Annotated in this window: 17 protein-coding genes; 8 read left to right on the top strand and 9 right to left on the bottom strand. The window is 57.0% G+C overall.

The genetic code is table 11. From position 1 onward, the window contains the following. Nucleotides 1–2 precede the first annotated feature (2 nt). Nucleotides 3–533: an RNA pyrophosphohydrolase gene (rppH, locus tag EH164_RS04020; RefSeq protein ID WP_034813806.1), complete on the bottom strand. Its 531-nt coding sequence runs from the start codon at nt 531–533 to the stop codon at nt 3–5. A gap of 680 nt (nt 534–1,213) precedes the next feature. On the opposite strand from rppH, the gene mutH reads away from it, so the two are divergent. The 3 genes from mutH (at nt 1,214) to EH164_RS03995 (ending at nt 3,498) form a co-directional block, all read left to right on the top strand. Continuing rightward, nucleotides 1,214–1,906 carry a DNA mismatch repair endonuclease MutH gene (mutH, locus tag EH164_RS04005; protein ID WP_124967373.1) on the top strand — a complete coding sequence of 231 codons (693 nt, stop codon included), beginning with the start codon at nt 1,214–1,216 and terminating at the stop codon, nt 1,904–1,906. A gap of 199 nt (nt 1,907–2,105) precedes the next feature. After that, nucleotides 2,106–2,324 (top strand): YgdI/YgdR family lipoprotein, encoded by a 219-nt coding sequence (locus tag EH164_RS04000; RefSeq protein WP_023481134.1) that lies wholly within the window; start codon nt 2,106–2,108, stop codon nt 2,322–2,324. Between the two features lie 133 nt (nt 2,325–2,457). Continuing rightward, on the top strand, nt 2,458–3,498 hold the full coding sequence (locus EH164_RS03995; RefSeq protein ID WP_124967372.1) for an NADP(H)-dependent aldo-keto reductase: 1,041 nt from the start codon (nt 2,458–2,460) through the stop codon (nt 3,496–3,498). 3 nt (nt 3,499–3,501) lie between these two features. On the opposite strand, the gene lplT is transcribed toward EH164_RS03995, so the two are convergent. Then, a complete protein-coding gene (lplT, locus tag EH164_RS03990; protein WP_124967371.1) occupies nt 3,502–4,713 on the bottom strand; it encodes a lysophospholipid transporter LplT in 1,212 nt (403 codons plus the stop codon). Further along, the gene (gene aas / locus EH164_RS03985) at nt 4,688–6,847 is read right to left on the bottom strand and encodes a bifunctional acyl-ACP--phospholipid O-acyltransferase/long-chain-fatty-acid--ACP ligase (protein ID WP_124967370.1); all 2,160 of its coding nucleotides are present in this window, start codon (nt 6,845–6,847) and stop codon (nt 4,688–4,690) included. Before aas ends, lplT begins: the two co-directional genes overlap by 26 nt. 599 nt (nt 6,848–7,446) lie before the next feature. Between aas and galR the strand changes: the two genes are divergently transcribed. Beyond that, nucleotides 7,447–8,454, top strand: a complete 1,008-nt coding sequence (gene galR, locus EH164_RS03980; RefSeq protein WP_124967369.1) for an HTH-type transcriptional regulator GalR — start codon at nt 7,447–7,449, stop codon at nt 8,452–8,454. Between the two features lie 644 nt (nt 8,455–9,098). Here the strand turns inward: galR and EH164_RS03975 are convergent. The 5 genes from EH164_RS03975 to lysA form a co-directional block, all read right to left on the bottom strand. Continuing rightward, nucleotides 9,099–9,548, bottom strand: coding sequence for a GNAT family N-acetyltransferase (locus tag EH164_RS03975; protein ID WP_124967368.1), 450 nt, complete (start codon nt 9,546–9,548; stop codon nt 9,099–9,101). After that, nucleotides 9,545–10,318: a GntR family transcriptional regulator gene (locus EH164_RS03970; RefSeq protein WP_124967367.1), complete on the bottom strand. Its 774-nt coding sequence runs from the start codon at nt 10,316–10,318 to the stop codon at nt 9,545–9,547. Before EH164_RS03970 ends, EH164_RS03975 begins: the two co-directional genes overlap by 4 nt. A gap of 29 nt (nt 10,319–10,347) precedes the next feature. Then, entirely contained in the window at nt 10,348–11,775 is a 1,428-nt protein-coding gene (locus tag EH164_RS03965) for a glycoside hydrolase family 1 protein (protein WP_124967366.1), read from the bottom strand. A gap of 7 nt (nt 11,776–11,782) precedes the next feature. After that, nucleotides 11,783–13,120 carry a PTS sugar transporter subunit IIC gene (locus tag EH164_RS03960; RefSeq protein ID WP_076769149.1) on the bottom strand — a complete coding sequence of 446 codons (1,338 nt, stop codon included), beginning with the start codon at nt 13,118–13,120 and terminating at the stop codon, nt 11,783–11,785. Nucleotides 13,121–13,361: 241 nt separating this feature from the next. Then, complete coding sequence (lysA, locus tag EH164_RS03955) at nt 13,362–14,624, bottom strand: diaminopimelate decarboxylase (protein WP_124967365.1); 1,263 nt, start codon at nt 14,622–14,624, stop codon at nt 13,362–13,364. Nucleotides 14,625–14,745: 121 nt separating this feature from the next. Here lysA and EH164_RS03950 point away from each other — a divergent pair, with 121 nt between their 5' ends. After that, nucleotides 14,746–15,672, top strand: coding sequence for a LysR family transcriptional regulator (locus EH164_RS03950; protein ID WP_124967364.1), 927 nt, complete (start codon nt 14,746–14,748; stop codon nt 15,670–15,672). Here the strand turns inward: EH164_RS03950 and EH164_RS03945 are convergent. Further along, nucleotides 15,669–16,361 carry an aspartate/glutamate racemase gene (locus tag EH164_RS03945; RefSeq protein WP_023480863.1) on the bottom strand — a complete coding sequence of 231 codons (693 nt, stop codon included), beginning with the start codon at nt 16,359–16,361 and terminating at the stop codon, nt 15,669–15,671. The two genes, EH164_RS03950 and EH164_RS03945, sit on opposite strands and share 4 nt — an antisense overlap. A gap of 147 nt (nt 16,362–16,508) precedes the next feature. Between EH164_RS03945 and EH164_RS03940 the strand changes: the two genes are divergently transcribed. From EH164_RS03940 to EH164_RS03930, 3 genes are all read left to right on the top strand, one after another. Then, nucleotides 16,509–16,835 (top strand): cupin domain-containing protein, encoded by a 327-nt coding sequence (locus tag EH164_RS03940; RefSeq protein WP_054804550.1) that lies wholly within the window; start codon nt 16,509–16,511, stop codon nt 16,833–16,835. A gap of 479 nt (nt 16,836–17,314) precedes the next feature. After that, nucleotides 17,315–18,205 (top strand): carbohydrate ABC transporter permease, encoded by an 891-nt coding sequence (locus tag EH164_RS03935; protein ID WP_023480765.1) that lies wholly within the window; start codon nt 17,315–17,317, stop codon nt 18,203–18,205. Next, complete coding sequence (locus tag EH164_RS03930; protein WP_023480718.1) at nt 18,198–19,100, top strand: carbohydrate ABC transporter permease; 903 nt, start codon at nt 18,198–18,200, stop codon at nt 19,098–19,100. Before EH164_RS03935 ends, EH164_RS03930 begins: the two co-directional genes overlap by 8 nt. Nucleotides 19,101–19,110 lie beyond the last annotated feature (10 nt).

Below are 19,110 nucleotides of genomic sequence, written 5' to 3'. Positions count from 1 at the left end.
GCTTAACCTCGTTTCCGTCGCCAGGCAGGCGCGCTTTGCGGCTTCACAGGAGTCTCCTGAAGCGCCAGCACAGCGGCTGCAAACTCTTTCATCACCCGCCGGTAGACGTCGCGTTTAAACGACACAACCTGGCGAACAGGATACCAGTAGCTCACCCAACGCCAGCCATCAAACTCGGGTGTACTGCTGGTTTGCATATTGATATCGCTGTCGTTGCTCATCAACTGCAAAAGAAACCATTTCTGTTTCTGGCCGATGCAAACCGGCTTTGTGTCCCAACGCACCAAACGTTTCGGTAACTTGTAACGCAACCAGTTACGGGTAGAAGCAAGGATACGAACATCTTTACGACTTAAGCCCACTTCCTCGAACAGCTCCCGGTACATGGCCTGCTCCGGAGATTCTCCAGGATTGATTCCCCCCTGGGGAAACTGCCATGAGTGCTGTCCGAAGCGTTTGGCCCACATGACCTGACCCTGTCGATTACAGATTACGATTCCCACATTTGGGCGGTAGCCATCGTCATCAATCACCGGACTACCTCAAAATAAACCTGAATAAAGCGATTGTTTCACACTCCCGGAAAACGGTAAACCACTCTATGACAGGGAGATAAACGAATAACAATTGAATAACTCACAGTTATCATCACACTTATAAACAGACCTGCGTCACGCCCAGGGGTTTTATTCACCTTTTCTGTGGATAGAGTTGTGAAGAAGTATGGAATTACCCAGGGAAAACCCAGAGTAGTCTGAATAATGGTTTAAGATGCGCAAAAAATTACTCTTCGTAATTCATTGGTTTAGTGCATCAAACACCCTGGCCCTGCGCCGTTTTGTGATGATCGTCACGCTTAGGATCCTGGCGTTGATGAAAGATCGAGCAGAGCCGAATTTATCCACAGATTATGCCACTAACTTAGGCACATTTTGTGCAAAAATTCGATTTTGCTCCCGCGTCAAGGCTGTAAATGGAAACAGTAGTCGTGGTTATTCCCACTTATCCCACTTTTCTGTGGATAACAGGGTGTAAGATCCTGTTCATTGTCAGTGACCAGATTTGGAAAACCTCGCGGCCTGTTGCGCAACACGCGAAGCGCGCTGATAAATTCTCTTATAAATCATTGCATTGCTCTTTTTTCCCTGAACACGATAAACTTCCGCAGTGCGGTGGAAAACTGCTGTCTATTTTTTAACCAAAAGGTTTTAGCATGTGTGTAATCACCCCTCTTACCTCTCCCCCCGAAACCGAAGCGCAGCTGCTGGCGCAGGCGCAGCGGCTGGCAGGCTATACGTTAGGCGAGCTGGCTGAACTGGCCGGAATGCCGACGCCGCGCGATCTGAAGCGCGATAAAGGGTGGATCGGCGTGCTGCTGGAGCGCTGGCTGGGAGCGAGCGCAGGCAGTAAGCCGGAGCAGGATTTTGCGGCGCTGGGCGTGGAGCTGAAAACCATCCCGATAGATCCGCTGGGCGGTCCACTGGAAACCACCTTTGTCTGCGTGGCACCGCTGACCGGCAACACGGGCGTGGTGTGGGAAACCAGCCATGTCCGCCATAAGCTCAAGCGCGTCCTGTGGGTACCTGTCGAAGGATCGCGCACCATTCCCCTTGCTGAGCGTCGGGTAGGATCGCCGCTGCTCTGGAGCCCGGACGCCGATGAGGAGGAGCAGTTGCGCCAGGACTGGGAAGAGTTAATGGATCTGATCGTGCTCGGCCAGGTCACGCGCATTACCGCCCGTCATGGCGAAGTACTGCAACTGCGCCCGAAAGCGGCCAACAGCAAAGCGTTAACCGAAGCCATCGGCGAGCACGGCGAGCCGATTCTCACCCTGCCGCGCGGTTTTTACCTGAAAAAGAACTTTACCCGTGCGCTGCTTGCGCGCCATTTTGCGTTATCGACCTAGTCTGTTTTAGCCGCTAAACCACCGCGTTTCGCTGCGCAACAGCGCGCGCCTGCGCTTAACGAAACGCCCTCGTCTTATAGCGGTGTAATCGGCGGTTTGCGCCCTCTCAGCAATAATTTTCAGATAATCCCGCTTTTTCATCGCATAAGGGCACGTTATTACTACACTTCTGTGAGGAAAAGCCGAGAGGACACGAACGATGAAGAAGTGGGCAGTGATTATTTCCGCGGTCGGGCTGGCATGCGCCGTCAGCGGTTGCAGCAGCGATTATGTGATGTCGACCAAAGACGGCAGAATGATTCTGACGGACGGTAAGCCGCAGATTGATGATGACACCGGGCTGGTGAGCTATCACGATCAGCAGGGCAACAAAATGCAGATTAACCGCGATGACGTATCCCAGATTATTGAGCGTTAAAAATTCCCTATAAAGGTCAGTAACCTGCTGGCCTTTAATCCATTTTTTCCTTTCCCTTTTGCTTCCCCTCTGCCATGGTTATATTCCTTTGTCAGCTCAACTGACGTGGCATGTTTGTTTAAGGAAGCCGGCTATGCACTATCACCGTATCCCCCACAGTTCGCTTGAAATAAGCACCCTCGGGCTGGGCACAATGACGTTTGGTGAACAAAACAGCGAAGCCGACGCCCATGCACAGCTTGATTACGCGGTCAGCCAGGGCATTAACCTGATTGATGTCGCAGAGATGTACCCCGTCCCTCCGCGCCCGGAAACCCAGGGTCTGACGGAAACCTACGTCGGCAACTGGCTGGCGAAGCGCAACAACCGCGAAAAACTGGTTATCGCCTCGAAAGTGAGCGGCCCGAGCCGCAACAGCGATAGCGGCATCCGCCCAAACCAGGCACTCGATCGCAAAAATATCCGCGCCGCGCTCGATGAGAGCCTCAAGCGCCTGCAAACCGATTATCTCGATCTCTACCAGGTTCACTGGCCGCAGCGCCAGACCAACTGCTTTGGCAAGCTGGGCTACAGCTGGGTTGAGAGCGCGCCGGTCATCACCTTACTGGAAACGCTGGAAGCACTTACTGAGTGCCAGCGCGCCGGTAAAATCCGCTATATTGGCGTCTCTAACGAAACGGCGTTTGGCGTGATGCGCTATCTGCAACTGGCGGAGAAGCACGAACTGCCGCGCATTGTGACGATCCAGAACCCCTACAGCTTGCTGAACCGCAGCTTCGAGGTGGGTCTGGCGGAAGTGAGCCAGTATGAGGGCGTTGAACTGCTGGCCTACTCCTGCCTGGCCTTTGGTACGCTGACTGGCAAATACCTGAACGGGGCGAAACCGGCCGGCGCGCGCAACACGCTGTTCAGCCGTTTTACCCGTTACAGCAGCGAGCACTCACAAAAAGCGGTAGCGGCCTATGTCGATATTGCGAAACGGCACAATCTCGATCCGGCGCAGATGGCGCTGGCCTTCGTTCGCCGTCAGCCCTTCGTCGCCAGCACCCTGCTGGGCGCGACGACGATGGAGCAACTGAAAACCAACGTTGAAAGCCTGCATCTTGATTTGAGCGATGAGGTGATCGCGGAGATCGAGGCGGTGCATCAGGTCTACACCTACCCCGCTCCGTAAAACTTACCGGCGGCGCTGCCAGATCCACAGCGCCGCAATCGCCAGCGCAAACAGCACCCCAAACCCGATACCGGTGCCCACCACCGGCACGCCCACTTTGATTGCCAGTGAGTAAAGCCCCAGCATCAGCAGCATGGCGGTGTTTTCACCGAGGTTCTGCACGGCAATGGCGTTACCCGCACCGACGGACTCCTTGCCAATCGCCTGCAACAGCGCGTTGAGCGGCACCACGAAGAAACCACCGAGCACGCCAATCAGCATCAGCACGCCATAAGCAGGCAGCAGAGCGTGCTGGAGCGAGAAGATCACCACCGCGATACCAATCAGCACCCCGGCCGGCATGCAGCGGGAGACTTTCTCCAGCGTCACCAGCTTCGCTGCCAGCCCGGCACCCACCACAATGCCGACGGCAACCATCGCGTTGAGGTAGGTTGGCGTGGCGTTATCCGTCAGGCCGAGCGCCACCGGCACCCATAGCACCAACAGGAAACGCAGCGTCACGCCCGCGCCCCAGAAGAGGCTGGTACCCACCAGCGAGAAGCGGGTTTCCCCGTTCTGCCACAGGCTTTTACAGGCGCTGAAGAAGCTGGCGGTCATCGGCGCAAAGCGCCAGGAGCGCCCGGGGCGCGCCGCAGGCAGTTTCGGGATCAGCAGGTTAGCTACGACCGCCCCGGCGTAGACCAGCGCACAGACGCCGACCGCCGCCAGCACATGCCAGTCGGCCAGCACACCGCCCGCTACCGAGCCAATCAGGATTGCGGCAATGGTCGACGACTCCATCAGGCCATTCGCCTTCACCAGCTTATCGCCGGTGGTGATCTCGCCGAGAATGCCATACTTCGCCGGGGAGTAGGCCGCTGCGCCAATGCCCACCAGCAGGTAGCCGACAAACGGGTTAACCCCCACACAGATGCTCGCCGCGCCCAGCAGTTTCAGGGCGTTGGCAACCATCATCACGCGCCCTTTGGCAAAGCTGTCGGCTATCTGGCCGACAAACGGTGCGAAAAGAATGTAAGCGCCCACAAACACCATTTGCAGAACGGGCTGGCTCCAGTCGGGGTAAAACTCCGCTTTCAGCAGCGCCAGCGTGGCAAAGAGCAGTGCGTTGTCGCCAAATGCCGAGAGAAACTGGGCGGCAATCACCGCCATCATTCCTCGCGACAAAAGCGGAGAGTTAGCGCTCACTGACTCATGCGTGTTCGGTTTCTGCCTCATCCACCACTCCTTTCAGGGTCACGAAATCGGGCTTGCCGCTGCCAAGCACCGGCAGCTGTTTCAGGAAACGGATATCACGCGGGACAGCCAGCTCCGGTACGCCCTGCGCACGCGCCTGCTGTTGCAGCTTGTCGCGCGTCAGTTCGCTATCAGTGGTGAACATCACCAGCGCCTCGCCTTTGCTGGCGTCGCTTTTCACCACGGTGGCGTGCATTTTCTCCGGCGAAACGGCCTGCGCCAATTGCTCCACCATCTCCAGCGAAATCATCTCGCCTGCGATCTTGGCGAAGCGTTTTGCGCGGCCCTGGATCTGCACAAAGCCCTGCTCGTCGAAGCGCACGATATCGCCGGTGTCATACCAGCCCGGCTCCATCTCGCCGTTAATATTTTCCGCCATCGGTGCCTCCAGCACGCCGGGGTTTTCCACCCGCAGATAGCCGGTCATGATGTTTGGCCCTTTCAATTGCAGGCGTCCACCCTCTTCAATGCCCGGCACCGCCATTAAGCGCGCGTCCATGCCCGGCAGGATGCGCCCGACCGTGCCCGGTTTCGCCGCCATCGGTACGTTGATGGAGACCACCGGCGCGCATTCGGTCACGCCGTAGCCTTCAAGGATGCGCAGGCCAAACTTGTCCTGCCAGATCTGGCGGGTGCTCTCCTGCAATTTCTCCGCCCCGGCGACCACGTAGCGCAGGCGGTAAAAATCATACGGGTTGGCAAAGCGAGCGTAGTGACCAAGGAAGGTCGACGTGCCGAACAGCACCGTGCAGTTACGGTCATAGACCAGCTCCGGCACAATGCGGTAATGCAGCGGGCTCGGATAGAGGAAGACCTGCGCGCCGGTAAACAGCGGCGTCAGCAGGCCAACCGTCAGGCCGAAGGAGTGGAAAAGCGGCAGCGCCGACATAAAGCGGTCATTGGCGGTGAAATCGGCAATGGTGCGGATCTGCTCGACGTTCGCCAGCAGGCTCTTATGGCTGTGCACCACCCCTTTCGGGTTGCCCTCGGAGCCGGAGGTAAAGAGGACCAGCGCCGGATCTTCCGGTTTCTGCTCCACCTGCGCGCGGTGCGGCATTAGCAGATGGCGGAAAATCCACAGCTTATCTTCAAAGGTGACTTCGCCTTTCAGATCTTCGAGATAGACCCAGCGCACCTGAGTAAGTTGCTCCGGCAGATGCCACAGCTTGCCCTTATCCATAAAGGTGCGGGAGGTGAAGATGGTTTTGATTTGCGCGGCGGTAATCGCGCTGCTCATCCCTTTGACCCCGGCGGTGTAGTTCATCATCGCCGGAATGCGCCCGCGGGCGATGGCACCAAAGATCACCGCCGCGCTGATGGCGGCGTTCGGCAGCATCAGACCGATTTTCTCGCCCTGCGCGCTGTATTTATCGAGGATGCGCGCCACAAAGAGGGTTTTGGTCAGCAGCTTGCGGTAGCTGTCCGGCTTAAAGTTGATATCTTCCACGCAGGGCTTGCTGGCACCGTAACGGTACTGGGCGCTGAGCAACGCTTCGAACAGCGTTTCGCGCGGGCGCACCGCCATGCGTGCTTCCATCATAATCTGGTGCAGCATTTCGCCGGCAATCTTGCGGCGGTCGCGCGCGCGCGGCGCATCCGGCATCGGCAGCTGCGTCGGCGGCAGAATATGCAGGGTAATGCGCGGGAAGAGGCGCTGTTTAACCAGCCCTTTCAGGCGGCTGAAGAAGGTCAGCTCCGCGCCGTCAATGCGCAGCGGGATCACCGTCGCACCGGATTTCGCGGCGACAAAACCGGCCCCTTCATAAATCTTCATTAACGAGCCGGAAACGGAGATGCGCCCTTCCGGGAAGATCACTACCGGGCGGCCTTCGCCAATCAGACGAACCAGATGCTTAACTGACATGGGCCTGGTCGGGTCGAGCGGGACAAAATCGATGATTTTGCTGACCCAGCGCATATACCACTGCTCGCTAATCGAGGTGTAGACCGCAAAGACCGGACGCCCGGGAAGGAACAGCGCCAGTAAAATGCCATCAATAAATGAGACATGATTGGGGGTGATTAATACCCGGTCGCCGTTTAAAGGCGCGGTATCACCGGTCAGCTGTACACGGAACAAGACGCGAAACAGGCCGCGAAGAAAGCCCAGTAGCATTTCAACTCCTTTTGCCAGTCATTGAGGCATGTGATTCAGAGTCTGGCAGATTACATGAGAAGTGCGGAGGGATAAAACGCAGGCAAAAAAAAACCTGCGCGTCCGCGCAGGTTGGTGCAATCAATAAGTACGAAAAGCGTACTGAATAAATCACCAATCAATACCTCTGGGACGTCGATTGTCACCCGCGCCAGGGTGCGCTACCAGCGGGAAAAAGCAAGAGAATGAGCCGAAGTGAAACGAGGTGTGTCGATTAGCGATTACTGTTACACGACAGGATAAAAAAAACCTGCGCATCTGCGCAGGTCGGTGTAAGTCGAGTATGCAACGTAGGGTTGCGCTCACCTATCAATACCTCTGGGATGAACAGAGTCGCACGGTCGGGCCGCCGACAACCAGCGGTCAATCGAAACAGGCTTTCGCAAAGTGTAAGTAAAGGTTCTCAGTGTGTGAATTTGCAACGCCGCGCATGTAACGTTTTCACGGTGCGCGCCGCGCTGGCTCACGTTTGCAAAGAGTGGTAGACGCGCCGCCTTGAACAGACGCCCCTTTTCCGTAACACTAACTGCAGTGTAAACGCTTACCCAGGAAGGTAGAGAATGGCGACGATTAAAGACGTTGCGCGGCTGGCCGGGGTCTCGGTTGCGACGGTGTCGCGCGTGATCAACAGTTCACCGAAAGCCAGTGAAAACTCGCGCCAGGCGGTAGAGAGCGCGATGGATTCGCTCAACTATCACCCGAACGCCAACGCCCGCGCGCTGGCGCAGCAATCGACCGAGTCGGTGGGGCTGGTGGTGAGCGATGTATCGGATCCCTTTTTCGGCGCGATGGTGAAAGCCGTTGAGCAGGTCGCCTCCGCCACCGGCAACTTTCTGCTGATTGGTAACGGCTACCACGTAGAAGAGAAAGAGCGTAAAGCGATTGAGCAACTGATTCGCCACCGCTGCGCCGCGCTGGTGGTGCACGCGAAAGTGGTGCCGGACGAAGAGCTGGCCTCGCTGATGAAGCAGATCCCCGGTATGGTGCTGATTAACCGCATTCTGCCGGGCTTCGAACAGCGCTGTGTGGCGCTCGACGACCGCTACGGTGCCTGGCTGGCGACGCGCCATCTTATTCAGCAGGGCCATACGCGCATTGGCTATCTCTGCTCCAACCATGAGATCTCCGACGCCGACGACCGCTTGCAGGGCTATTACGATGCGCTGAAAGAGAATGGTCTGCCGTGCAACGACAGGCTGGTGACCTTTGCCGAGCCGGACGAGAGCGGCGGCGAGCAGGCGATGACCGAGCTGCTCGGACGCGGACGCAACTTTACCGCCGTGGCCTGTTACAACGACTCGATGGCCGCCGGTGCCATGGGCGTGCTGAACGATAACGGGATTGATGTGCCGCGCGAGATTTCGCTGATTGGCTTCGATGATGTGCTGGTGTCGCGCTATGTGCGCCCACGGCTGACCACCGTGCGTTACCCGATCGTGACGATGGCGACCCAGGCCGCCGAGCTGGCGCTGGCGCTGGCGGAAAACCGCCCGCTGCCGGAGATCACCCATCTCTTTAATCCAACGCTGGTGCGCCGTCATTCGGTGATTGCGCCGCCGGAGAGTTGATCGCAGCGAAGCAGCTGAAACCGCCGGAACCACGTAGGCCGGATAAGCGTAGCGCCATCCGGCATTATCACCGCGGCACCATTGCCGGATGGCGGCTGCGCCTTATCCGGCCTACAAAAACCGCGCCTACAGCAACACCGGTGTGGCTTTGATCTGCAATATGACAGCGACGGGGTTGTGTCCCCGCTGAAATCGGCGAACCGAAGCGTGAATGACAAGGTCTGGACGCCATGGATGGCGGACAGAGGCGAACCGAGACATGGACTCGTTCCAGAATGGAACGAGTAAGTCGAGTCGAGCCGACCGCAGTCAGGCACGCGGGAGGTGAGCGCAGTGCGCAGCACCGATTTCCTCGCGGGGCCGCGGGGATTGACAAGGGGAGCGCGGCCGCTTCCCTTGTCCCGTTCACCGCATAAGAGATTAATGAAACTCCCCAGCGCCTGGTGAACGGAACCATTCCACCAAAGCCACATGCAAACCCCATTGCCGGATGGCGCTGTCGCTTATCCGGCCTACTCGGTTTCAGTAGCTCATATTATGTAGGCCGGATAAGGCGCAGCCGCCATCCGGCAATCGATGCCGCGGAAACAATGCCGGATGGCGCTAACGCTTATCCGGCCTACACGGTTTCAGCGGCTAAGAACTCAAAGCGCAATGCGATACAGGTGCACGCTGGTATTGGGGTAATCAAGACCATCCCCGATATACGCCCAGCCGAAGCGCTCATAATAATCGCGGAAGGCGGCGTAGAGGTGCAGCTGATCAAAGCCCATCGCTTTTGCCTGCTGCATAACATGCCGCTGTAACTGCCCGGCCAGCCCCTGGCCGCGCGCACTCTCTTTTACATAGAGCGCTGCAAGCCATGGGTAAAGATCCTGGCGGCTGATCAAATCGCAGCGCCACAGGCCGACGGTGCCCAGCAGTTCATCGCCCTCTACCAGCACATAAGTCAGCGGCAGCTGCCCCGGCGTCTGGCTGTGCTCAATGATGCTGGCGAAAAACTCCCGCGACAGCGAGTCGCCAAACTCCTGCCACAGCCAATCGGTCACCTGCTCCGCATGCTGCGGTGCCTCATAAAGCGGCAGAATCGTCACATCAACTTCCCCTGAAAAATAGGTACTGACTCAAACAGATAGCCGTCAAAATCCGGCGCGTCTTCGTTCGACAGCTCCAGCAGGCTCTTTTTAACGTTTTCGAGATGCTGCCACATCGCCTGCCAGGCCCCCATCACATCACGGCGGCGCAGCGCGGCCAGCAGGGTTTGCCGGTCGCCGAGCCACTTCAGGCGGTAGGCGCGGCTGGCGATATGCACGTTGAACTGCTGCCACAGCGGGCTGCTGTCCATGTGGTGCCAGATGCTCTCGACCGTTGCCAGCAGCATCTGGTTTTGCGACGCGCCCGCCAGCACCAGGTGGAACATTTTGCTGTTGTCCTGCGACGTGTCGTTGAGGGCGATGGCGCGCTGCTCCTGCTCGAGGATGCGCCGAAGATTATCGATATCCGCCCGCGTCGCCATTTTGGCGGCAAAGGCGGCGATATTGCTCTCCAGCAGCTGGCGCGCCTGGAGGATCTCAAACGGGCCGACATCGCTGCTTAAAAAGCGCTCCTCTTCGTTTTCATGAGCCTGAGGAATGCGCATCACATAGACGCCGGAGCCCTGGCGGATATCTACCGTGCCCTGCAACTCGAGCATCAGCAAGGCTTCGCGCACGATGGTACGGCTGACGCCATACTTCTCGGCAATATTGCGCTCCGGCGGCAAGCGCGAGCCAACGGGATAGTGACCCTCGATGATCTGCTCACGCAGATCGTCGCCAATCTCCTGGTACTGTTTTTTCTCCGGCGGGACGACGGCCTTCTCCACGATATCACCTGCACTTATCAGTCGTTGCGCTATCTTACTTCATCATCAAGGGTCAGGGTCAACTGACGCTCATCCCTGAGCTGGCGAAACCAGCCAAGGGACTTTTTCGGCCTGCGGTCGCGGTTGTGTTGCAGGTCAATCTCCACCAGCCCATAGCGGTTTTTGAAGGCATTCATCGGCGAGACATTATCGGTAAACGCCCACAGCATGTAGCCCCGGCAGTTTGACCCCGCTTCCCTCGCGCGCAGCGCCTGGTAGAGATGCGCGGCGATAAAGTCGATGCGGTAATCATCCTCAATGGTGCCCTGCGCATTGCGAAACTGCCCTTCGTTCTCAATGCCCATGCCGCTCTCCGCCACGAACCACGGAATATTGCCGTACTCATTTTTAAGGCGCATCGCCATATCAAAAACGATCTCCGGCAGGATCTCCCAGCCGCGCGAGGTGTTCATCTTGCGCCCCGGCAGCTCAAACGGCTCGTAATAGTAAGCCGGGTGGAAAGGCGTTTCCGGGTGCCAGGCGCGGGACGGGGCTTTGACGCGGTGCGGATAGTAGAGGTTAATCCCCAGCTCATCGACGGTGTTATCACGAATAGTCGCCAGATCCTCGTCGCTGTACTCCCACTTCACCCCATGTTTCTCCAGCAGCGCCAGCAGCTCCGCCGGGTAGTGCCCCTTGACCATCGGGTCGAGAAATACCCGGTTGTAGAAGAGATCGTAACGCTCCGCCGCCAGCAGATCGTGCGGCGCGCGCGATCGCGGATAGGTCACTTCCGGGTTGAGAATGCAGCCGACGCTGCCCTTATACCCCTTCTCGCGAAACAGCTTCACCACTTTCGCGGTGGCGAGGTTTTTATGGTGGTTCCACTGCATCCAGGTCGAGGTGTTCTGCTCATAAGGCCAGCGCAGCGCATCAAGGTAGACGCGGGTCTGCACCACAATCGGCTCATTAAAGGTGAACCAGCGCGTCACCTTCTGGTGATAGCGCGCAAACACCTTTTCGACATACAGCAGGTAGAGTTCGACCACTTTTTTCGACGCCCAGCCGCCGTAGGTTTCCAGCAGATAACCGGGCAGTTCATAGTGCTCAAGGCAGATCATCGGCGCAATGCCGTGACGCGCCATCTCAGCAAACAGCTCGTCGTAGTAAGCGGCGTAGCGCTCATCCACCACGCCATTTTCATAATCGGTGAGAAAACGCGACCAGTTGATGGAGGTGCGGTAGTGGGTTAAGCCCGCCTGCTTCATTAGCTGCACATCTTCGCGAAAGCGCTGGTAGAAGTTGGTCGCCACCGCCGGGCCGTAGCCCTGGTGCCAGACGTGACGATCGTTTTTGTACCAGAGATCGGGCCACGAATCCTGGCCCTCGCGTTTGTCCTTCCACCCTTCCGTTTGCCATGCCGATGCAGCGGCACCGAGGATAAAGTCAGGCGGGATGGTGACGGTTTTGGTGCTCATAACGTCCTCACACTTTCGGCGTTGAAGAGGTGGCTTCCGCTTGCAGCTGCGCCTGCTCAGCGCGGCGTGAGGCAATCTTCACAAACGGCAGATAGATGATGATGGCGGTCAGGATGCAGATAAGCTGCGTGATCACCGCCCCCATCGATCCGGCGGTGGAAAGCCAGGCGTTGATCAGCGGCGGCGTGGTCCACGGCACCATCACCACTGCTTTACCGGCAAAACCGCTGGCAGTAGCGAAGTAGCCAATCGAGCCGGTTACCAGCGGCGTGATGATAAAGGGGATCGCGAGGATCGGGTTGAGCATGATCGGCATACCGAAAATCACCGGCTCGTTAATGTTGAAGATCCCAGGGCCTATCGACAGCTTGGCGATCTCCTTCATCTCCTTGCGCTTGGTAGCGATCATCACCGCCACCAGCAGGCCGATGGTCAGCCCCGATCCGCCGATGCTCATATAGACATCCCAGAACGGCATGGTGATGATGTTCGGCACCTCTTTGCCCTGCTCAAAGGCGCTCATATTGACGGTGATCGCCCCCAGCAGCAGCGGTTCGCGGATCGGTTTGATCATCTGGTTACCGTGAATACCAATCACCCAGAAGAGCTGGGCGACAAACATCAGTAACAGAATTCCCGGCAGGCTCTGCACCACCCGCTCCAGCGGCTGCTGCACGACTTGATAAACGGCGTCATAGAGATACATGCCGGTCAGCTGGTGGAAAATAAAGCCGAAGGTGGCGATCGCGGTAGTGGTGATGATCGCCGGGATCAGCGCGGAGAATGAGGCGGAGACGTTGGGCGGCACGGTGTCCGGCATCTTGATCTTCAGCCCTTCGCGCGTCTCCAGCCAGCAGTAGATCTCCACCGACAAAATGGCGATAAACATGCCGAGGAACAGGCTGCGGGTATCAGAGAACTGGCGCAGCAGCACATCTTTCACCACATGCATCTGGCCGTCGACCAGCATTTCAACGGTGGTCGGCGTCACGCAGATAAAGCAGATCACCGCCAGCAGGCCAGGAAAGAGCGTGCGGATACCGTTGATACGTCCCAGCTCGATACCGATTAAGAACACCGCACCGATATTGAGGAAGTTAAGCGTGGCGTAGTTGATGGCGCTGGTAATTGGCTTGAGCGCCGCCAGAAAGGAGAGCGACTGGAAGCTGGCAAGCCCGTTTTTCGGATCCAGCACCATGTTGGAGATCAGCACAGAGAAGGCGCCGACAATGATCACCGGCATCAGGGTAATAAACGAGGCCTTGATGGCCATGATGTAGCGATAGCTGTTGAATTTCGTCGCGAAACTCCCCAGCGAATCGATGAGCTTTTCTTGTAGGGCCATGAGTTAACACCTCAGTAAAGGAGCTTTTTTATCGATGCAGGGATACCGCTGTCGTCCCATTTGGCATACCAAAAATAGTCACGCCCGACGAAAAGTTCTGTGATGCGCCTCGCACCTCCCTATCTGGTATTCCAAAAATGCGGCACAGCGCGCATTTGGCATACCACCTTACGGATTGCAGGGATTTACGGGAAAAAGGAGGGGCGATCCCGCTATCTACAGGCGGGATCGTTAATCAGGTTCAGAACTGCTCGAGGCCGATCAGCTCTTCAATGGTCTGGCGACGGCGGATCAGGCGCGCCACGCCGTTATCAAACAGCACTTCCGGCAGCAGCGGGCGGCTGTTGTAGTTTGAGGACATCGACGCGCCATACGCGCCGGTATCATGCAGGACTAAATAGTCCCCCGCTTTCACCGCCGGCAGCGGGCGCGTTTCCACTTTGCCGCCCTCTTGCTGGGTAAAGACATCGCCCGATTCGCACAACGGACCGGCAACCACGGTGTCGATGCGCGCCGCGTCGCGCAGATCGCGCCCGTCGGCGGCCAGCGCCGTAATGTGGTGATAGCTGCCGTACATCGCCGGGCGCATCAGATCGTTAAACCCGGCGTCGATCAGCACAAAGTGGCGGCTACCCATGGTTTTTACGCTGCGCACCTGAGAGATCAGCACGCCCGACTCCGCCACCAGGAAGCGCCCCGGCTCGATCTCCAGTTTCACCGCATGGCCGAGATGCTGCGCGATTTTCTCCCGCGCGGCGTTCCACAGGCCATAGTAGTGCGCGGTATCAACCGGCTCTTCGCCTTCGTGATAGGGGATCGACAGGCCACCACCGGCGGAGATAGCTGGCAGATCCTGACCGAAGTCGATCACCTGCTGCACCATCGCGCCACACACCTGCTCGAGGTGAGCATAATCAACGCCGGAGCCGATGTGCATGTGGATGCCCGCCAGTTGCAGGCCGTAACGCTGCATCACCTCCAGCGCCGCGCCCATATCGCTATACCAGATGCCATGTTTGCTGTTCTCACCGCCGGTGTTGGTTTTCTGGCTGTGACCGTGACCAAAACCGGGGTTAACGCGCAGCCAGACGCGGTGGCCTGGTGAAACAGCGCCGAGCTGCTCGAGCATATCTACTGAACCGGCGTTGACCGCAATGCCCAGTTCGCTGACGCGGGCGATAGTCGCCTCATCCAGCACATCGGCGGTAAAGACAATATCGTCCGGGTGCGTTTTCGGATCGTAACCCGCCGCCAGCGCACGCTCGATTTCGCCCAGCGATACCGAATCCACCTTCACGCCCTGCTCACGCATCAGGCGCAGAATATGAATGTTAGAGCAGGCCTTCTGGGCAAAACGGATGACGTCAAAGTCGCGCAGTTTGGCGATCTGCGCGCGAATGATTTGCGCATCGTAAACCCATACCGGGCAGCCAAATTCCGCAGGCAGTTGCAGCAGGTTAGCGGCGTTGAGGTCGGTTTCTGTCTGGTGTAGCGAGCGTGGCATAACAACTCCGTCAGCAATCTTTTTTATGATTACGCCACAGGTTGAAGCGAATAAAAAATATCGTTTTATCGCGAGGCTATGCAAAAATGATATGGATAACCTTCTGCAACTGGATCACCTCATGCCCGCTGTTAACCTGCGCCATATCGAAATTTTTCATGCCGTGATGACCACCGGCAACCTGACCGAAGCCGCGGCCATGCTGCACACTTCGCAGCCGACCGTCAGCCGGGAGTTGGCGCGCTTCGAAAAGGTGCTGGGTCTGACGCTGTTTGAGCGCTCGCGCGGGCGGCTGCACGCCACGGTGCAGGGGTTACGGCTGTTTGAAGAGGTGCAGCGATCCTGGTACGGGCTGGACAGGATTGTCAGCGCGGCGGAGAGCCTGCGCGAGTTTCGCCAGGGCGAGCTATCGGTCGCCTGCCTGCCGGTCTTTTCGCAATCCTTCTTACCGCTGCTGTTGCAACCGTTTCTCGCCCGCTACCCGGATGTCAGCCTTAATATTGTGCCGCAGGAGTCGCCGCTGCTGGAGGAGTGGCTCTCGGCGCAGCGCCACGATTTAGGCCTGACCGAAACGCTCTCGACGCCCGCAGGCACCGAGCGCACGCCGCTGCTGACCTGTAATGAAGTGTGCGTGATGCCAGAGGATCATCCGCTGGCGCAGAAAAGGGTGCTGACACCGGCGGATTTTCAGGGGGAGAATTACATCAGTTTGTCGCGTACCGACAGCTATCGTCAGCTACTTGATGCCCTGTTTAATGAGCACCAGGTGAAGCGCCGCATGGTGCTGGAAACCCACAGCGCGGCGTCGGTCTGTGCGATGGTGCGCGCCGGGGTCGGCATTTCCGTAGTGAACCCGCTGACCGCCCTCGACTATGCCACCAGCGGCGTGGCGGTGCGGCGTTTCAGCATCGACGTGCCCTTTACCATCAGTCTGGTGCGCCCGTTGCACCGCCCCGCTTCCGCGCTGGTTGATACCTTTGCCGAACATCTTAAGGCGGCCATGCCGCGTATTACCGCGCCGCTGGCCGCCATGCTCGGCGAGGATTAAGAGAGCATAAAATCGACCGCGGCAGCAGCATGCAGCGCGGCCGTGTCGAACACCTTAATCGGGCTGTGGGTTTCAGGCAGCAGCAGGCCGATTTCGGTACAGCCGAAAATCACCCCTTCTGCCCCTTCGCTCGCCAGCTGTTTGATCACATTCATAAAGTAGTAGCGCGATTCATCGCTAAATGTGCCAAGGCAGAGCTCATCAAAGATGATCTCATTGATACGCTGGCGATCTTCCGGGCCGGGCACCGTGGTTCTGATGGCGAACTGCTTCTCCAGCCGACCGCGATAGAAATCCTGCTCCATGGTGTAGCGCGTGCCCAGCAGCGCGACATTGCGCAGCCCGGCATTTTCAATGGCGTGGCCGGTGGCATCGGCAATGTGCAGGAAAGGGATCTGGCAGCGCTCCTCAATTTGCCCCGCCACTTTGTGCATGGTGTTGGTACAGAGCACAATCGCCTGCGCCCCCGCCTGCTCAAGACCCGCGGCCGCCTGGCCGAGGATATCTCCGGCTTTGTGCCACTGCGCCGTGGCCTGGCAGGTTTCAATCTCGTGAAAATCGAGGCTATGCAGCAGCAGGCTTGCGGAGTGCAAGCCGCCCAGGCGTGCTTTAACGCCCTCGTTAATCAGCCGATAGTAGGGAATGGTTGATTCCCAGCTCATGCCGCCCAGCAGTCCAATTGTTTTCATCGCCTTTCTCCGTCTCGTTCTCGCGCAATCATGCAAAGTTGTGATCGACTTTCAACTTCTCCGGCCCGGCGTTTATTTTTCCGCCACCGTGAGATAAATTATTTAAAACATTGTTTCACTATCTCTTACCGACTACAGGACAGCCCGATGTTTATCTTTCATAAAGACACGCAACTTGACGACCTGGGCAACGGCGTTACGCGCCGTATTCTCGCCCATGGCGGCAAAATGATGGCGGTTGAAGTTATGTTCGAACAGGGCGCTATCGGCCCGATGCATAACCACCCTCATGAGCAGCTCACCTATGTTTTATCCGGGGAGTTCGAATTTACCATCGGTGATGAGAAACATATCGTCACCGCAGGCGATACACTTTACAAGCAACCGCACATTATGCACGGCTGCGTCTGTCTGAAGCCGGGCACTCTGCTCGATACCTTCACGCCGATTCGCGAAGATTTTCTGCAATCCTGACTCTTTGAGCTGTGAAAAGCGCCTCCCGCCGTGGAGGCGTTTTTATTTCTGCGCGACAACATAATCCTTCGCCGGATAATGGTTTAAATATTGAATGATTTCACCGCGCGATATTTTTCCCTGCCCCTTCGCTTGTCGAAATACCCGCTTTTTATTTACTGAAAAGTCCGCGTTTTTTACCTGGAAATGACTGCTAAATCACTTTATTGAAACATCGTTTCGACTTCGATCACATTTCAGCAATTTAACGAATGACGGCACCTTTAAACACAATAAAATATTTTAAAACGATGTTTTACAATTCAAGAACGCAAGTTCAGAGGATTTTAAAACCCGGAATAATGCCAACAATTTCCGGCAGTTACAGATTCAAAACGCTTTGATTTCATTAAATATTGTGATCTAACGCACCCTTTATTGCGTGAAAGGGCGGCGGCTCTCCGAATCCGAATTACACATTGCTCGCCAGGTAGGTATCTATGAATGAAAACAGACTACTGGGATTGGCCTGGATATCACCTTACATAATAGGGTTGATTGTCTTTACCGCTTTCCCGTTCATCTCATCCTTCTTTCTCAGTTTTACTGAGTATGATCTGATGAGCCCACCGGTATTTAATGGCATCGAAAACTACCGCTACATGTTTACTGAAGATACCCTCTTCTGGAAATCGATGGGCGTGACGTTTGCTTATGTCTTTTTAACCATTCCGCTGAAGCTGGCCTTTGCGCTGGGCATCGCCTTTGTGCTCAATTTTAAATTGCGCGGCATCGGCTTTTTCCGCACCGCTTACTACATCCCGTCAATTCTCGGCAGCTCGGTTGCTATCGCGGTGTTGTGGCGCGCGCTGTTTGCCATCGATGGCTTGTTAAACAGCTTTATCGGCGTCTTTGGCCTTGATCCTGTTAACTGGCTCGGCGAGCCGTCGCTGGCGCTGATGTCTGTCACGCTGCTGCGCGTCTGGCAGTTCGGCTCGGCGATGGTGATCTTCCTGGCGGCGCTGCAAAACGTTCCGCAGTCGCAGTATGAAGCGGCGATGATCGACGGTGCCAGCAAATGGCAGATGTTTACGAAAGTGACCGTGCCGCTGATTACGCCGGTGATCTTCTTCAACTTCATCATGCAGACCACGCAGGCGTTCCAGGAATTTACCGGCCCGTACGTGATTACCGGCGGCGGCCCGACCTACTACACCTATCTCTTCTCGCTCTACATCTACGACACCGCGTTCAAATATTTCGATATGGGTTACGGCGCAGCGCTGGCCTGGGTGCTCTTCCTGGTGGTGGCGGTCTTTGCCTCTGTCGCCTTTAAGTCCTCGAAGTATTGGGTCTTCTACTCTGCCGATAAGGGAGGCAAAAATGGCTGATGTTCAACACCTTACGCCGGGCATGAAAGAGGCTGAACGTGAAGTGGCGCGCACCCTGCGCCGCGAGAAAATCAGCGCCTGGATCCGCTACACGATCCTGCTGCTTGTCGGCCTGCTGATGCTCTACCCGCTGGCGTGGATGTTCTCGGCGTCGTTCAAACCGAACCATGAGATTTTCACCACTCTCGGGCTGTGGCCGAACCACGCCACCTGGGACGGTTTTATCAACGGCTGGAAAACCGGCACCGAATACACCTTCGGCCATTACATGCTTAACACCTTTAAGTATGTGATCCCGAAAGTGATCCTGACGATCATCTCGTCGACGGTGGTGGCGTACGGTTTTGCGCGCTTTGAGATCCCGTGGAAGAACTTCTGGTTCGGCACGCTGATCGCCACCATGCTGCTGCCGAGCACCGTGCTGCTGATCCCGCAATACCTGATGTTCCGTGAAATGGGCATGCTCAACAGCTATATGCCGCTCTACCTGCCGCTGGCCTTCGCCACGCAGGGCTTCTTCGTCTTTATGTTGATTCAGTTCTTACGCGGCGTACCGCGCGATATGGAAGAAGCGGCGCAGATTGATGGCTGTAACTCTTGGCAGGTGCTGTGGTACGTGGTGGTGCCAATCCTGAAACCGGCGATTATCTCCGTGGCGCTGTTCCAGTTTATGTGGTCGATGAACGACTTTATCGGGCCGCTGATCTACGTCTACAGCGTGGATAAATACCCCATCGCGCTGGCGCTGAAAATGTCTATCGACGTGACCGAAGGCGCACCGTGGAACGAAATTCTGGCAATGGCGAGTATCTCCATTCTGCCGTCCATCATTGTCTTCTTCCTGGCACAGCGCTACTTCGTACAGGGCGTCACCAGCAGCGGAATCAAAGGTTAAGAGGGAAGTA

Origin of the sequence: Kosakonia sp. CCTCC M2018092, assembly GCF_003864115.1 — a bacterium.
GTDB classification, from domain to species: domain Bacteria; phylum Pseudomonadota; class Gammaproteobacteria; order Enterobacterales; family Enterobacteriaceae; genus Kosakonia; species Kosakonia cowanii.
Note: the sequence above shows the minus strand (reverse complement) of the source record. Positions and strands in the feature narration are given on the sequence as shown.

What these genes read in the sequence shown, in the direction of transcription:
- EH164_RS03960 (WP_076769149.1), bottom strand. Translation starts at nt 13,120, where the DNA reads ATGGCCCTACAAGAAAAGCTCATCGATTCGCTGGGGAGTTTCGCGACG.
- EH164_RS04000 (WP_023481134.1), top strand. Translation starts at nt 2,106, where the DNA reads ATGAAGAAGTGGGCAGTGATTATTTCCGCGGTCGGGCTGGCATGCGCC.
- lplT (WP_124967371.1), bottom strand. Translation starts at nt 4,713, where the DNA reads ATGAGGCAGAAACCGAACACGCATGAGTCAGTGAGCGCTAACTCTCCG.
- EH164_RS03935 (WP_023480765.1), top strand. Translation starts at nt 17,315, where the DNA reads ATGAATGAAAACAGACTACTGGGATTGGCCTGGATATCACCTTACATA.
- EH164_RS03945 (WP_023480863.1), bottom strand. Translation starts at nt 16,361, where the DNA reads ATGAAAACAATTGGACTGCTGGGCGGCATGAGCTGGGAATCAACCATT.
- EH164_RS03965 (WP_124967366.1), bottom strand. Translation starts at nt 11,775, where the DNA reads ATGAGCACCAAAACCGTCACCATCCCGCCTGACTTTATCCTCGGTGCC.
- aas (WP_124967370.1), bottom strand. Translation starts at nt 6,847, where the DNA reads ATGCTACTGGGCTTTCTTCGCGGCCTGTTTCGCGTCTTGTTCCGTGTA.
- EH164_RS03940 (WP_054804550.1), top strand. Translation starts at nt 16,509, where the DNA reads ATGTTTATCTTTCATAAAGACACGCAACTTGACGACCTGGGCAACGGC.
- lysA (WP_124967365.1), bottom strand. Translation starts at nt 14,624, where the DNA reads ATGCCACGCTCGCTACACCAGACAGAAACCGACCTCAACGCCGCTAAC.
- EH164_RS03995 (WP_124967372.1), top strand. Translation starts at nt 2,458, where the DNA reads ATGCACTATCACCGTATCCCCCACAGTTCGCTTGAAATAAGCACCCTC.
- galR (WP_124967369.1), top strand. Translation starts at nt 7,447, where the DNA reads ATGGCGACGATTAAAGACGTTGCGCGGCTGGCCGGGGTCTCGGTTGCG.
- EH164_RS03930 (WP_023480718.1), top strand. Translation starts at nt 18,198, where the DNA reads ATGGCTGATGTTCAACACCTTACGCCGGGCATGAAAGAGGCTGAACGT.
- EH164_RS03950 (WP_124967364.1), top strand. Translation starts at nt 14,746, where the DNA reads ATGCCCGCTGTTAACCTGCGCCATATCGAAATTTTTCATGCCGTGATG.
- mutH (WP_124967373.1), top strand. Translation starts at nt 1,214, where the DNA reads ATGTGTGTAATCACCCCTCTTACCTCTCCCCCCGAAACCGAAGCGCAG.